At 73.7% G+C, this 14,203-nt stretch carries 13 protein-coding genes; all 13 read left to right on the top strand.

The features are described 5' to 3' along the window. Positions 1 to 163, top strand: a 163-nt coding sequence (locus BZY54_RS40955; RefSeq protein ID WP_143668241.1) for a DUF2617 family protein, incomplete at its 5' end; no start/stop codon positions are given. Positions 164 to 281: 118 nt separating this feature from the next. Then, positions 282 to 1,937 carry a polyamine aminopropyltransferase gene (locus BZY54_RS40950; RefSeq protein ID WP_086730445.1) on the top strand — a complete coding sequence of 552 codons (1,656 nt, stop codon included), beginning with the start codon at positions 282 to 284 and terminating at the stop codon, positions 1,935 to 1,937. 348 nt (positions 1,938 to 2,285) lie between these two features. Further along, positions 2,286 to 3,482: a sensor histidine kinase gene (locus BZY54_RS40945; RefSeq protein ID WP_086730444.1), complete on the top strand. Its 1,197-nt coding sequence runs from the start codon at positions 2,286 to 2,288 to the stop codon at positions 3,480 to 3,482. Then, positions 3,479 to 4,156, top strand: coding sequence for a response regulator transcription factor (locus BZY54_RS40940; protein WP_086730443.1), 678 nt, complete (start codon positions 3,479 to 3,481; stop codon positions 4,154 to 4,156). Before BZY54_RS40945 ends, BZY54_RS40940 begins: the two co-directional genes overlap by 4 nt. 118 nt (positions 4,157 to 4,274) lie before the next feature. Beyond that, entirely contained in the window at positions 4,275 to 5,282 is a 1,008-nt protein-coding gene (locus BZY54_RS40935; RefSeq protein WP_086730442.1) for an SRPBCC family protein, read from the top strand. 118 nt (positions 5,283 to 5,400) lie between these two features. Further along, positions 5,401 to 6,198 carry an aldose epimerase family protein gene (locus BZY54_RS40930; RefSeq protein WP_086730441.1) on the top strand — a complete coding sequence of 266 codons (798 nt, stop codon included), beginning with the start codon at positions 5,401 to 5,403 and terminating at the stop codon, positions 6,196 to 6,198. Positions 6,199 to 6,208: 10 nt separating this feature from the next. Continuing rightward, a complete protein-coding gene (pyrE, locus tag BZY54_RS40925) occupies positions 6,209 to 6,757 on the top strand; it encodes an orotate phosphoribosyltransferase (RefSeq protein ID WP_086730440.1) in 549 nt (182 codons plus the stop codon). A 206-nt stretch (positions 6,758 to 6,963) separates the two neighbouring features. Beyond that, positions 6,964 to 7,995: a class II fructose-bisphosphate aldolase gene (gene fbaA, locus BZY54_RS40920; RefSeq protein ID WP_086730439.1), complete on the top strand. Its 1,032-nt coding sequence runs from the start codon at positions 6,964 to 6,966 to the stop codon at positions 7,993 to 7,995. A gap of 112 nt (positions 7,996 to 8,107) precedes the next feature. Next, positions 8,108 to 9,637: an MFS transporter gene (locus BZY54_RS40915; protein WP_086730438.1), complete on the top strand. Its 1,530-nt coding sequence runs from the start codon at positions 8,108 to 8,110 to the stop codon at positions 9,635 to 9,637. A gap of 220 nt (positions 9,638 to 9,857) precedes the next feature. Further along, positions 9,858 to 10,271, top strand: a complete 414-nt coding sequence (locus tag BZY54_RS40910) for a DUF3151 domain-containing protein (protein ID WP_086730437.1) — start codon at positions 9,858 to 9,860, stop codon at positions 10,269 to 10,271. 159 nt (positions 10,272 to 10,430) lie between these two features. Continuing rightward, the gene (locus BZY54_RS40905) at positions 10,431 to 11,288 is read left to right on the top strand and encodes a tryptophan 2,3-dioxygenase family protein (RefSeq protein ID WP_086730436.1); all 858 of its coding nucleotides are present in this window, start codon (positions 10,431 to 10,433) and stop codon (positions 11,286 to 11,288) included. After that, positions 11,281 to 12,528: a kynureninase gene (gene kynU, locus BZY54_RS40900; protein WP_244217584.1), complete on the top strand. Its 1,248-nt coding sequence runs from the start codon at positions 11,281 to 11,283 to the stop codon at positions 12,526 to 12,528. The genes BZY54_RS40905 and kynU overlap by 8 nt, the downstream gene beginning before the upstream one ends. Positions 12,529 to 12,842: 314 nt before the next feature. Then, a complete protein-coding gene (locus BZY54_RS40895; RefSeq protein WP_086730434.1) occupies positions 12,843 to 13,787 on the top strand; it encodes an alpha/beta hydrolase in 945 nt (314 codons plus the stop codon). Positions 13,788 to 14,203 lie beyond the last annotated feature (416 nt).

Genomic DNA, 14,203 nt, shown 5'->3' with positions numbered 1-14,203 from the left:
CGCGCTGCTGGCGCAGCACCAGGAGGGTCAGGTGCACTGGCGGACCTGGCACGCCTACCCGCAGGACGGCCAGTTGGTGGCGACGCGCACCCGAGTGGGGGCACGCCGGGGAAGCACCCGTTCCCGTCAACCGGAGGACGCCCAACCGATCACCGCCAACTGAGCCGTCCCGAACCGGTCACCGCCAACTCCGTCTGCCCGAACCGGCGATGGCCCGACACTCCCATTTCCACACGTGTGGGTGACGAAGCGTCCCACACCCGTGACGTAACGTCACAGTCGTGATCGAACAGCACGCCCCGGCCCCGCCCGGCACGGCCCCGTCCTGCCCGGCGTCATCCTGGAGCGGCCCAGCGAGGCTGCCCGTCCGGCCGGGAACCGGCCGGTTCCTCGTGCTCGCGGGCGTCTTCGTGTGCGCGGCCTGCGGACTCGTCTACGAACTCGAACTGGTCGCGCTCGCCTCGTACCTGATCGGCGACTCGGTCACCCAGGCATCGGTCGTGCTGTCCGTCATGGTGTTCGCGATGGGCATCGGCTCGCTCGCCGCGAAACGGCTGCGCCGGCACGCCGCCGCCGCCTTCGGCGCGATCGAGGCCACGCTCGCGCTCGTCGGCGGCTGCAGTGCCATGGCGCTGTACGCCGTCTTCGCCTGGACCGGCGGCTGGGGCGGCCTGTGGGCGAGCGGCCCGCGCTGCCTCCTGGTCGCCTTCTCGCTCGCGATCGGCCTGCTGATCGGCGCCGAGGTACCGCTGCTGATGGAGCTGATCCAGCGCATCCGCCGGCAGGACGCGGGCGGCGCGGTCGCCGATCTGTTCGCGGCCGACTACGTCGGCGCGCTCGTCGGTGGTCTCGCCTTTCCGTTCCTGCTGCTGCCGCTGCTGGGCCAGTTGACCGGAGCGCTGCTCACCGGCGCGATCAACGTCGTGGCCGGCGGGACGCTGGTACTCGGCCTGTTCCGGGGGGACCTGACCCGGCGCGGATGCTGTCTGCTGCTCGTGGCCAACCTCGCCGTGCTGGGCCTGCTCGCCTCTGCCGCCGCCCTGGTCGGCGACTTCGAACGCGCGGCACGGCACGCGGTGTACGGCGGCGACGTCCGCGTGGCCCTGCAGACCGGCGTCCAGGAGATCGTCCTCACCGGCGGCACCCGGGGGCGCCCGCTGGACCTGTTCCTCGACGGGCGGCTGCGGGTCTGCGGCCAGGACGAGCGCCGCTACCACGAGGCGCTCGTCCACCCCGCGATGACCGGCCCGCACGCGCGTGTGCTGATCCTCGGCGGCGGCGACGGCCTCGCCGCCCGCGAGGTGCTGCGCCACCCGGGCGTGGACCGGGTGGACATCGTCGAAGTCGACCCCGCCGTCGTCCGGTTGGCGCGCACCGACCCGGCGCTCGCCCGGCTGAACGGACACGTGTACGGAGACCGGCGCGTCCACGTGACCACGGCCGACGCCTTCCGCTGGCTGCGCGGGGCACCGATGGGGGCGTACGACGTGGTGATCGAGGACCTGCCCGACCCGGGCATCACGGCGAGCACGAAGCTGTACGCGCTGGAGTTCTACGGGCTGGCCCGGCGCGCCATGGCGCCCGGCGGGCGGCTGGTGGTGCACGCGGGGCCGGTCTCCGCGCGCCCGCGGGTGTTCTGGACGGTGGAGGCGACGGTCCGGGCGGCCGGCCTGCGGACCGTCCCCTACCGCGTGGGCGACGGCGACTTCGGTGGCAGCGCCGGACCCGACCTCACGATCGGTGCCGCCCGGGTCCCCCGCGACTGGGGGTTCGTCCTGGCCTCCCGCACCACACCCGTCCTGGCCCTGGACCCCCGCGCCCCGCGTCCGCCCACGCTGACCCGGGCCACACTGGCTGCGGCCGCCCGCGCCGCCGCCGGCACCCGCGTCCCCGGCCTGTCGGCGTCGACACTCGTCGACCCGCGGTACGCCGGCTGAGGCGACGTTCCTGTCGAGCCGGGGGCTGACCTCTGCGCCCTGGCCCCTGGGTCGAGGTCTGTGGGACCTGTGTGATCCGAGGGGGTAGGACCGCGGGGCCGGGTCTGCCAGGGCGGCCCGTCCCTGCCTCCCCCGAAGCGGGACGGGCCGCCGCGCCCCCGAGGCGTTCCCCCGTGCTCGGCGAGCCCCCGTCGTTCCATGAACGTACGGGTGCCGTCGCGGCGGCGGAATCCGGCACCGGGTGGATCTCCTCTCCACCCGGTGCGGTAGCCGCGCGGTCCGGTGCAACCCCCGCGGTACCGCGAAAGGTTGATGTCTCGGCCCGCGCACCGGGTTTACCCTGCCGCGATGCGGATCCGTCCCCTCACGGTCGACGGCCTGACGGCCCTGGTGCCGACGACCGTCGCGTGCCTGCTCGGCGCCGAGGCCGGCACGCAGGGATGGCCGCCGCTCGACGCGTTCGCCTGGACGCTGGTCGCCCTGACCAACCTGCCGCTCGCACTGCGCGGCCTGGCCCCCGTCACGGTCTTCCTCGTCGTCCACCTGGGCTGGATCGTGTACGTCTCCCTCGGGCACTGGCCGGTGGTGAACTCGCCCGCCGCCATGGTCGCCCTGTACACGGTGGCCTCCACCCGGACCGACCGGATCACCGGGGCGTGCGCCGCCCTGATGAGCGGTGTGTGGATCTACGCGGGAGTGATCAGCGACTCCGACGCGATGGCGTCCGTCGTGGGGCAGGCGATCGGTTACCCGCTCGTGCTGTGGCGGTTCGGGTACGTCGCCCGCAGGAGCGCGGAGCTGACCGTTCGGCTCCGCGCCGAACAGGCCGAACGGGCCCGGCGCGAGGTCGCCGAGGAACGGGTGCGGATCGCACGCGAACTGCACGACGTGGTCGCCCACCACATGGCGGTGATCAACGTGCAGGCGGGCCTCGCCCGGTTCGTCTTCGACTCCGACGCCCGCACCGCCCGCGAGGCGCTCACCACCATCGGCAACGCCGGCGGCGAGGCGCTGGCCGAGCTCAGGCGCATGCTGGGCCTGCTGCGCGCGGACGGCGTGGACGGCAGTGACGGCGTGCAGGAGGGCGGCGCGGCCACCGAGCCCACGCCCGGCCTGGACCGGCTGGAGGAGATGGTGGAGCGGGTCCGCGCGGGCGGCGTGCCCGTCGATCTGAGGGTGTGCGGCGAGCCGCGACCGGTGCCGCCCGGTGTGCAGCTGTGCGTCTACCGGGTGGTGCAGGAGGCTTTGACGAACGTGCTGAAACACGCCCCGGGCGCCGCCGCTGCCGTGGAACTCGCCTACCGCGCGGGCGAGATAGGGGTGTCGGTCACCGACGACGGGCGCGCGAAGGAGCGGGGGAGGGGGGTGGATCCGGACAGAATGCCGGCACCCGGCGGCCACGGGTTGATCGGCATGCGCGAGCGCGCCAAGCTCTACGGCGGGACGATCGTCGTCGGCCCGCGGCGCGAGGGTGGATTCGGCGTGCATCTGACCCTGCCGACGTCGGAGCAGGCCGCACGCCGGGGGGACGCCGTCACGGAATGATCAGAGTGCTGGTGGTCGACGACCAGTTCCTCGTGCGCAGCGGGCTGGTGGCGCTGCTGCGCGCCGCCCCTGGCATGGAGGTCGTCGGGGAGGCCGCCGACGGCGCGGAGTCGGTGGCGCTGGCCGCGAAGACCCGGCCGGACGTGATCCTGATGGACATCCGCATGCCCGGGATGACGGGGATCGAGGCGACCCGGCGGATCCTGGCCGAGGCGGAGGACCCGGCGCCGCGCATCCTGATCCTCACCACCTTCGACCTCGACGAGTACGTGTACGGCGCCCTGCGGGCCGGCGCGGCCGGTTTCCTCCTCAAGGACGCGGGCCCGGAACGGTTGCTGGCGGCCGTGACCGCCGTGCACGGCGGAGACTCCCTGTTCGCGCCGGCGGTCACCCGGCGGCTGGTGGAGGCGTTCACACACCGGGCGGACACCCCGCCTGCGCCCGCGAACGCGCCGGCCGGTCTGCGTGCGCTGACGACCCGCGAGCTGGAGGTGCTCACGCTGGTCGCCCGGGGCCTGACCAACGCCGAGACCGCCGACCGCCTCTTCATCAGCGAGGCCACGGTGAAGACCCACCTCAACCGCACCATGGCCAAACTGGGCCTGGCCAGCCGGGCCCAGGCGGTGGTACGGGCCTACGAGACGGGTCTGGTACGCCCGGGCGGCGAGCCCTGACCGCGACCGGCCCACGGCGGTGCGGTGCGCGTGGGACCGGGGACGGACACGGGGTCCTGGGGGGCGTTGCGGGCGAGGAGAGGGTATTCCCGGCCGGCACTGGGTACGCTCGGCTGACATGGAGCACGAGGTGTTCGTTCCGGTTCCGGCCCAGCGGCTGCGGGCGGCGCTCGCCGACCCCGCGCGGGTCGCTCGAGCGGTGCCCGGGCTCCAGCAGGACACGGGCGCCGAGCCCGTCGCCGGACGGCTGAAGGTGCGAGTCGGCAGCCACTCCGTCACCTACCGCGGCACGCTGCGGGTCTCCGCCCGCGACGACGGGACCTACGCCGTCGAGGGCGCCGCCACCGAGTCCCGCGGCACGGGCACCGTGGACCTCGCGCTCACGATCCGGCTGCACGACACCGACGACGGCTCGACCCTCACCTTCGGCGGCGCCGTCTCGGCCGACGGCCGGCTCACCGAGCTCGACCCGGACGCCGTGCGGGCGGCCGCGATCCGGCTGCTGAACCGTTTCGCGGAGAACCTGGCGGCGGAGCCCGCGGAGCCGACCGGGCCCGTGGAGCCCGCGGCGTCCGCGGAGCCGGCCGGACCCGCCGGGCCGGGGGAGCCCGCCGAGTCCGCCGAGGCCCTAGCGACGGAGGACTTCGCCCCGCTGTCGACGGGCGACTTCGAGGCGGCGCCGGACGCGGAGGACGCGCCCGTGCCGCCGGACGAAGGCGCCGGACCCCGCCGACCCGAGCAGGGCTCCGCCGAGCACGCCTCCGTCTTCGACACCGAGGTTCCGCCGTCCTCCCTCGACCCGTTCGCCGAGGAGGACGACGGCGACGAGGACGCGGACGAGTACGCGGACGAGGACGAGGAGGGCGACGAGGACGAGGGCGCGTCCCTCTCCGAGGAATTCGGCGAGACCGTCGAGCCGCCCGCCGAGGCGGCGCACGCGCGGCGGACGATGATCGGGCGCAGCGCGGAGGAGGTGGACCACGCCCCGCCGCGTGGCCGCTACGCGCCCGTGCCCGCCCCGCTCACCGTCTCCGCCAGTCCGGCCCTCCGCTGGGCGGCCCCCGCCGCCGCGCTGGTCGTTGCGTCGGCGATCGTCGTCGGCCGGGCCCTCAGACGCCGCCGGTGAGGAACGGTCCGCGGACCCGCGGAACGGTGAGCACGAGCGGCCCCGGGAACGCCCGCGAGGTGGCGCGGCGGGGCGGCATGCGGGAACACCTTGTTGATCGGGCCAGTAGCCTCGTCCCGTGAGTAACGAAGACATCACGCTGACCGCGGGCGACGCGGAAGCGACCGTGCAGCCGGGCAACGGCGGCCGCGTCGGAGGGCTCCGGGTGGGCGGGCTCGAACTGCTCCGTCAGGGCGAGAGGTTCGGCTGCTTCCCGATGGTCCCCTGGTGCGGCCGGATCCGCGACGGCCGGTTCCGGGACGGCGCCACCGTCCACCAGATGCCGCTCAACTCCCCGCCGCACGCCATCCACGGCACCGCCCGTGACGGTACCTGGCGCACGGCCCGCACCTCGGCGAGCGAGGCAGTGATCACGTACGACCTCGTCGACCCCTGGCCCTACCCCGGCCTTGTCACCCAGGTGGTCGCCCTCACCGAGGACGCCCTGACACTGACGATGTCCGTCGAGACGTACGAGTCCTCCTTCCCGGCGCAGATCGGCTGGCACCCGTGGTTCAACCGCAACCTCGGCGGACCCGGCGCGCAGGACGTGCGGCTGGACTTCAGCCCCGCCTGGCAGGAGGAGCGCGGCGAGGACCACCTGCCCACCGGTCACCGCGTCGACCCCAAACCCGGCCCCTGGGACGACTGCTTCGGCATGCCCGACGGCGTCGAGGCCACGCTCACCTGGCCGGGACAGCTGGAGCTGAAGGTGACCAGCCCCGAGAAGTGGGTCGTCGTCTACGACGAGCAGGAGGCCGCGGTGTGCGTGGAGCCGCAGACCGGCCCGCCGGACGGCCTGAACACCCAGCCGCGCCTGGTCACACCCCTGGAGCCGCTCGAGGCCACGACGACCTGGACCTGGCGCCGCGCTTAAGCTGGCTGCCATGAGTGACGTTCGCGGCGAGCTGCTGCAGCAGATCAAGGACAAGGCCGTGGTGCACGGCAAGGTGACGCTGTCGTCGGGCAAGGAAGCCGACTACTACATCGACCTGCGCCGCATCACCCTCGACGGTGCGGCCGCCCCGCTGGTCGGTCAGGTCATGCTCGACCTGACCGCCGACCTGGACTACGAGGCGGTCGGCGGCCTGACCCTGGGCGCCGACCCGGTGGCCACCGCGATGCTGCACGCCTCCGCCGCGCGCGGGAGGACGCTCGACGCGTTCGTCGTGCGCAAGGCGGGCAAGGCGCACGGACTGCAGCGCCGTATCGAGGGCGCCGAGGTGGCGGGCCGCCGGGTGCTCGCCGTCGAGGACACCTCCACCACCGGTGGTTCGGTCCTGACCGCCGTCGAGGCGCTGCGGGAGGCCGGCGCCGAGGTCGTCGCGGTGGCCACGATCGTGGACCGGGCCACGGGCGCCGCCGAGGCGATCGCCGAGAAGGCGGGCGTGCCGTACGTCTTCGCGTACTCCAAGGACGACCTGGGCCTGGACTGAGGCACGGTGGGGGCGAGGTCCGGGCGTCGCGGTCCGGGCCGACGTTCGGGCCGACGTTCGGGCCGCGCGACCCGTTGTTCACGGGCTGGACAGGGTGTCCGAAGCATCCGGCATCGTCTGCGAAGATGGGGCCGACGATGACGTCACTCCCTAGGTCAGGGCCGTAAGCACGCACAACGCACCCCGCACATACAAGGAGCGGACAGATGCCCATCGCAACCCCCGAGGTCTACAACGAGATGCTCGACCGGGCGAAGGCAGGCAAGTTCGCCTACCCGGCCATCAACGTGACGTCCTCCCAGACCCTGAACGCGGCCCTGCGCGGGTTCGCGGAGGCGGAGAGCGACGGCATCGTCCAGATCTCCACGGGTGGTGCCGAGTTCCTCGGCGGCCAGTACAGCAAGGACATGGTCACCGGTGCCGTGGCCCTGGCCGAGTACGCGCACATCGTCGCCGAGAAGTACCCGGTCAACATCGCGCTGCACACCGACCACTGCCCGAAGGACAAGCTCGACGGGTACGTGCGTCCGCTGCTCGCGGTCTCCGAGGAGCGCGTCAAGGCCGGCCAGAACCCGCTGTTCCAGTCCCACATGTGGGACGGCTCGGCGGAGACCCTCGCCGACAACCTCGCCATCGCGCAGGAGCTGCTGGTCCGCACCGCCGCCGCCAAGATCATTCTCGAGGTCGAGATCACCCCGACCGGTGGCGAGGAGGACGGCGTCACCCACGAGATCAACGACAAGCTGTACACCACGGTCGACGACGCGATCCGCACGGCCGAGGCGCTGGGCCTGGGCGAGAAGGGCCGCTACCTGCTCGCCGCGTCCTTCGGCAACGTCCACGGCGTGTACAAGCCGGGCAACGTGGTGCTGCGCCCCGACCTGCTGAAGGAGCTGAGCGAGGGCGTCGCCGCCAAGTTCGGTCAGCCGGCCGGCAGCAAGCCGTTCAACTTCGTCTTCCACGGCGGCTCCGGCTCCACGGAGGAGGAGATCCGCACCGCGCTGGAGAACGGCGTGGTGAAGATGAACATCGACACGGACACCCAGTACGCCTTCACGCGTCCGGTCGCCGACCACATGTTCAAGAACTACGACGGCGTCCTGAAGGTCGACGGCGAGGTCGGCTCCAAGAAGACCTACGACCCGCGCACCTGGGGCAAGCTGGCCGAGGCCGGCATGGCCGCGCGCGTCGTCGAGGCCTGCGGCAACCTGCGCTCGACGGGCACCCGGATCAAGTAGAGCCGGTGTCTGGGACGGACCCCGGTGCGCGGAGCGCCGGGTCCGTTCCTCGTTTTGCCGGGCGGCGGTCTCCCGTCTGGCCGGGCGGCGACGGACGCGGGATGATCCACCCATGCCCGACATCCGGCTGTCGTCCGCACAGGGCAAGTGGATCCTGCTCACGACCGTGCTCGGCTCCAGCATGGCCATGTTGGACTCGACCGTCGTCAACGTCGCCCTGCCCCGTATCGGCCACGACCTGAACGCGAACCTCGCCACCCTCCAGTGGACGGTCAACGCGTACATGCTCACCCTGGCCGGGCTGATCCTCCTCGGCGGCTCCCTCGGCGACCTGTACGGCCGCCGCAGGATCTTCGTGCTCGGTGTCGTCTGGTTCGCCTCCGCCTCCCTGCTGTGCGGCCTCGCCCCCGACTCCACCGTCCTCGTGGTCGCCCGCGCCCTTCAGGGGGTCGGCGGAGCCCTGCTGACCCCCGGCTCCCTCGCCCTCATCCAGGCCTCCTTCCACCCCGACGACCGGGGCCGGGCCGTGGGCCTGTGGTCCGGGTTCGGCGGCATCGGCGCGGCGATCGGCCCGTTCCTCGGCGGCTGGCTGGTGAGCGGTCCCGGCTGGCGCTGGGTCTTCCTGCTCAACGTCCCGGTCGCCCTGGTCTGCGCCCCCATCGCCGTACGGCACGTCCCCGAGTCCACCGGGGAGACCGCGGCGGCCGGGCGCGGCGCGATGCCCGGGAAGGGCCGCGCCCACCGCCGCTTCGACGTGCTCGGCGCCGCCCTGGGCGCCGTCTCCCTCGCCCTGGTGACGTACGCCCTGATCGAGGCCCGCAGCGGCTCCGTCGCCGTCGCCCTGACCGCGATCGCCGGAGTGGGCGCCGCCGTCGCCTTCGTGTACGTCGAGAAGCACGTGCCCGACCCGATGATGCCGCTCGACATCTTCTCCTCCCGCCAGTTCACCGCGGTCAACCTGGTCACCCTGTGCGTCTACGCGGCCTTCGGCGGGTTCTTCTTCCTCACCGCGCTCCAGCTCCAGGTCGTGGCCGGCTACTCGCCGCTGCGGGCGGGTACCGCTCTGCTCCCCACGACCGTCCTCATGCTGCTGTTCTCCGCCCGCTCGGGCGCCCTCGCCGACCGGATCGGCCCGCGTATCCCGCTCACCGTCGGCCCGCTGCTGTGCGCGGGCGCGATGCTGCTGATGCTGCGCGTCGGCAAGGGCGCGGACTACGTCACAGACGTGCTGCCGGCCCTGCTGGTCATGGGCGCCGGCATGGTCACCCTGGTCGCCCCGCTGACCGCCACGGTCCTCGCCTCGGTCGACACCTCCCGCGCGGGCCTGGCCAGCGGCATCAACAACGCGGCGGCCCGCGCGGCCGGCCTGATCGCGGTGGCCGCGCTGCCGCTGCTGGCCGGGATGGGCCCGGAGGCGTACCGCTCGGCGGACGCCTTCGACGCCGCGTTCCGGCGGGCGATGCCGATCTGCGCGGCGGTGCTGGTGGCGGGGGCGATCCTCGCCTTCGCGACCGTCCGCCGTCCGGGCCCCGAGTGCAGTCGCCCCGAGTGCCGCACGCACGGCTCCGTGACGACGCCACCGCTGGAGCCGGATCGCGAGGTGGGACCGGAGGGCCAAGTGGGGGCGGAGGGCTCAGCGTGATGCGGTGACGGGCCGGGAGGCCGTCCGTGGGGTGGGGCCTTCCGTGCGGTGGTGGCGGTGCGGGCCGTTGCCCCTGCGGTGGTGGCGGTGTGGGCCGTTGCCCGTGTGGCGGTGGGACCGGGCGGTCACCCGTGCGGTGGTGGCGGTCGGCCCGGTGGCGGGTGGCGAGCCGGCCCGTGGTGCGCGCCGATCACCCGAAGGGATGCCGCAGACTGAGTCCATGACCATTCACGAGAACCTCCTCGGCGGACCGCCCCCGACCCACCTCCCCGACGACCCGGAGCCGCGCGAGCTCCTCGCGCAGGGCACCTCGCCCGCCGAGGTCGCCGCGCGGTACCCGGCGTCCTCGCTGGCCTGGGCGCAGCTGGCCGACGACGCGTTCGAGCGGGGCGCCGCCGTGGAGTCGTACGCGTACGCCCGTACCGGCTACCACCGCGGCCTGGACGCCCTGCGCCGCAGCGGCTGGAAGGGCCACGGTCCGATCCCCTGGGAGCACGAGCCCAACCGTGGCTTCCTGCGCGCCCTGCACGCCCTCGCCCGCGCCGCCGGGGCGATCGGCGAGCAGGAGGAGTACGCGCGGTGCACGCAGTTCCTGAAGGACTCCTCCGAGACGGCCGCCCAGACGCTGGGCTGACCGTGCACGGGCCGCGGCGCCCGTGACCTGGGCCCGCCTGTGATCAGGCGGGCCTTGCGATCTCCGTGCGTGATGCGGAGGATGCCGGTGGGGACCGGGGCCCCCGTGCCGGCATCGGCAGGGGCGGACCGCTACCCGGAGTACATGCAGGAGACAGCGATGTCCCAACAGGCTCACCCGACCCCTCGGCCCGACGAGGCCGCTGAGCCCGAGACCCCGCATCTCGACTTCGAAGGCACCACGCCGTACGAGGACTACGTCAAGGCGGACGTGCTCACCCACCTCCAGCACACCCTCTCGGACGATCCCGGAGAGATGGTCTTCCTGGTCACCACCCAGGTCATGGAGCTGTGGTTCACCGTCATCGTCCACGAGTGGGAGACCGCGGCCCGCGCCCTGCGCGCGGACGACGTACCGACGGCGATCGCCGCGCTGAAGAGGTCCGTACGCGAACTGGAGGCGCTGAACGCCTCCTGGAAGCCGCTCGGACAGCTTACGCCGGCCCAGTTCAACAGCTACCGCGGCGCCCTCGGCGAGGGTTCCGGCTTCCAGTCGGCGATGTACCGGCGCATGGAGTTCCTGCTCGGCGAGAAGTCGGCGTCGATGCTCGTGCCGCACCGGGGCGCGCCCCGCGCCCACGCCGAGCTGGAGAAGGCGCTGCACGAGCCGAGCCTCTACGACGAGGTGCTGCGGCTGCTCGCCCGGCGCGGACACGCGGTCCCGGACGCCGTGCTGCACCGCGACGTGTCGCTGCGCTACGAGCCCTCCGAGGAGGTGGAGGCCGTCTGGACGGCGCTCTACTCCGGTGACGCCGGCGATGAACTCGCCCGCCTCGGCGAGGCGTTGACCGACGTGGCGGAGCTGGTGTGGCGCTGGCGCAACGACCATCTGGTCGCCACCCGGCGCGCGATGGGCGCCAAGCAGGGCACGGGCGGCTCCGCCGGGGTGGCCTGGCTGGAGAAGCGGGCGCAGAAGAACGTGTTCCCCGAGCTGTGGACGGCGCGGTCCCATGTCTGAGCCGGAATCCATGACCGAACTCGAAGCCGTGTCCGAGCTCGGAGCCGAGGCGGAGAAGCTGGACGTGGCCGACGAACTCGCCGCGCTGCGCGCACGGTTCGTCCTCGACGAGACCGTCTACCTGGACGGGAACTCGCTGGGCGCACTCCCGGCGAACGTCCCGGACCGGGTCGCGGACGTGGTGCGCCGCCAGTGGGGCCGGCTGCGCATCCGCTCCTGGGAGGAGAGCGGCTGGTGGACCGCGCCCGAGCGGATCGGCGACCGGATCGCCCCGCTGGTCGGGGCGGCGCCGGGCCAGATCGTGGTGGGCGACTCGACGAGCGTCAACATCTTCAAGGCGCTGGTGGCGGCGGTGCGGATGGCCCGTGAGACGGGTGACGGCGCCCACGGCCGGGACGAGATCCTGGTCGACGCGACGACGTTCCCCACGGACGGGTACATCGCGCGGTCGGCGGCCCGGATGACGGGCTGCACGCTGCGGCCCGTGGTGCCGGGGGAACTGCCCGGCGCGCTGTCGGAGCGCACCGCGGCGGTGCTCCTGAACCACGTGGACTACCGCACCGGCCGCCTGCACGACCTGCCGTCCCTCACGGCCGCGGTGCACGCGGTGGGGGCGTACGCCGTCTGGGACCTGTGCCACAGCGCCGGCGCCCTGCCGGTGGGGCTGGACGAGCACGGGGTCGGCCTGGCCGTCGGGTGCACCTACAAGTACCTGAACGGCGGCCCGGGTTCACCGGCGTTCCTGTACGTCCGCCGGGACCTCCAGGACCGGTTCGACTCCCCGCTGCCCGGCTGGAACTCGCATGCCGAACCCTTCGGCATGCGGCCGGACTACGAGCCCGCGCAGGGCGCCCTGCGCGGTCGCGTCGGCACCCCGGACATCCTCTCCCTGCTCGCTCTGGAGGCGGCGCTGGAGGTCTGGGACGGGGTGTCGATCGAGGCGGTGCGGGCCAAGTCCCTGGCGCTGACGGACTTCTTCCTGAAGTGCGTCACCGCGTACGTTCCGGCCGGCCGCGTGGAGTCGGTGACCCCGGCCGCGCACGAGGAGCGCGGGAGCCAGGTGGCCCTGCGCTGCCCGGACGCCGGAGACGTGATGAAGGAGCTGATCCAGAGGGGCGTGGTCGGGGACTTCCGCCACCCCGACGTGCTCCGTTTCGGCTTCACACCGCTGTACGTCGGGTTCGGCGACGTGGAGCGGGCGGCGCGGGTGCTGGCATCGGTGCTGCTGCGCCGGGCTTAGGCGCGGCCGGCACCGGGCGCGCTGGTGTCGGCGCCGTGCCGGTTCGTGCCGGTGCCGTGCGGGCTCGTTCCGACGCCGTGCGCGCCCGTGTCTCGACGCCGAGGCGGGTCCCCGCCGTGACCGCGGCGGGGGCCTGCACGGCCGTCCGGCCCGTTCCGGCGCGACCGGTCGGCCGGGGCGTCCCTCACCGAGCGTGACATCCGCGTGTCGGCGCACGTCACCGGCCTGATACCGTCCCCGCCAACGGCCGAACCCACGCCGAAGATCCCAACTCCTGGTTCACCGAACCGGTTTCGTCGCTGAGAGGTTGGAGCATGCCGGACGCCGCCGCACCCTGCGATGCCGCAGAGCCGGAGAACACCGCGGGACGGGACGCGGCCGCGCGTGCCGCCGCCCGGGCCGCCGCGGAGGAGGAGTCGGCCTTCTCGCACGCGCCCGTGGAGCCGGACGGCACCGCCGCGTACGGCGACCACCCCGACCAGGTGATCGACTTCTACGCCCCGCGCGACACCGGCTCCTCGGCGCCCGCCACCGCGCCGCTCGTCGTGGTGCTGCACGGCGGTGCCTGGCGGGCACCGTACGACCGGCGGCACATCACCCCGTTCGTGGACTTCCTCGCGCGCCGGGGCTTCGCCGTGGCCAACGTCGAGTACCGGCGCGGCGGTGCCGCTCCGGCCGGCGAGGGGGAGGCCGCGGTCGCGGGCCGCTGGCCGGACACGTTCGACGACGTGGCGGCCGCGCTGGACGCCCTGCCCGCGCTCGTGCGCGAGGCGCTGCCGCAGGCCGACACGCGGCGCACGGTGGTCATCGGCCACTCCGCGGGCGGCCACCTGGCCCTGTGGGCGGCGGCCCGGCACGTCCTGCCCGCCGACGCGCCCTGGCGCACCGACGGGCCGGCACCGCTGCGAGGCGTGGTGGCGCTCGCCCCGATCGCCGACTTCGCGGTCGCCGGGAAGCTGAACGTGTGCGGCGGTGCGGCGCTGCAACTGCTCGGAGGCCCGGACGAGTTCGACGTGCGCCGGCCGTACGCCGACCCGGCCCTGCTGCTGCCGACGGGTATCGCGACGACGCTGGTGCAGGGACGTGCGGACGTGGAGGTTCCGCAGGCGGTGGCGGAGGCGTACGCGGAGGCGGCGGCCAAGGCCGGCGAGGTGGTGGGGCTGACCCTCCTGGAGGACGTCGGTCACTTCCCCCTGATCGACCCGGTGGCGGACGCGTGCGCGGTGGTGGCCGAGGAGATCGCGCAGTTGGCGTGGTGAGCCGGGGACGGGGATGACTCGAGCGTGGGGTCGTCGGACTCCGAGTCGTCGAGCCTGAAGCCGAGGCCGCGGGTCCGAGCTCGTCAGGCCCGTAGAGGCCGATTCCGCAGTGATCGACTCCGTGGTGGTCGAACCCTTGGTGGTCAGACCCGTAGTACTTGAGAGCTACGGCGCGGAACAGCTCTCGGGCGGGACGCGGACGACACGTCCGGATCCGTAATTTCCCTTCTGCACAAGCCCGGCGGACGGGCGCAGCGGAGGGGGAGACGAGCCATGGGGCCTGGGCGGACGACCGTCGTCGAGCAGGAACCGGCAGCGCGGGGGCGGGCGGACGGCCCGGTGTGCCGGGAGCGTCCCCGTGCCGCGCCTTCCGCGCAGCGGTGGCGCCGCGCTCTCCTCGCCGTCCTCGTCGCCGC

Source organism: Streptomyces carpinensis (assembly GCF_002154505.1).
Classification (GTDB): Bacteria; Actinomycetota; Actinomycetes; order Streptomycetales; family Streptomycetaceae; genus Streptomyces; species Streptomyces carpinensis.
This window is presented reverse-complemented; position numbering and strand designations above follow the sequence as displayed.

Bases quoted from the DNA above. Each gene is read 5' to 3' on its own strand.
- BZY54_RS40945 (WP_086730444.1), top strand. From the start codon at position 2,286: ATGCGGATCCGTCCCCTCACGGTCGACGGCCTGACGGCCCTGGTGCCG.
- BZY54_RS40940 (WP_086730443.1), top strand. From the start codon at position 3,479: ATGATCAGAGTGCTGGTGGTCGACGACCAGTTCCTCGTGCGCAGCGGG.
- BZY54_RS40935 (WP_086730442.1), top strand. From the start codon at position 4,275: ATGGAGCACGAGGTGTTCGTTCCGGTTCCGGCCCAGCGGCTGCGGGCG.
- pyrE (WP_086730440.1), top strand. From the start codon at position 6,209: ATGAGTGACGTTCGCGGCGAGCTGCTGCAGCAGATCAAGGACAAGGCC.
- fbaA (WP_086730439.1), top strand. From the start codon at position 6,964: ATGCCCATCGCAACCCCCGAGGTCTACAACGAGATGCTCGACCGGGCG.
- BZY54_RS40915 (WP_086730438.1), top strand. From the start codon at position 8,108: ATGCCCGACATCCGGCTGTCGTCCGCACAGGGCAAGTGGATCCTGCTC.
- BZY54_RS40910 (WP_086730437.1), top strand. From the start codon at position 9,858: ATGACCATTCACGAGAACCTCCTCGGCGGACCGCCCCCGACCCACCTC.
- BZY54_RS40905 (WP_086730436.1), top strand. From the start codon at position 10,431: ATGTCCCAACAGGCTCACCCGACCCCTCGGCCCGACGAGGCCGCTGAG.
- kynU (WP_244217584.1), top strand. From the start codon at position 11,281: ATGTCTGAGCCGGAATCCATGACCGAACTCGAAGCCGTGTCCGAGCTC.
- BZY54_RS40895 (WP_086730434.1), top strand. From the start codon at position 12,843: ATGCCGGACGCCGCCGCACCCTGCGATGCCGCAGAGCCGGAGAACACC.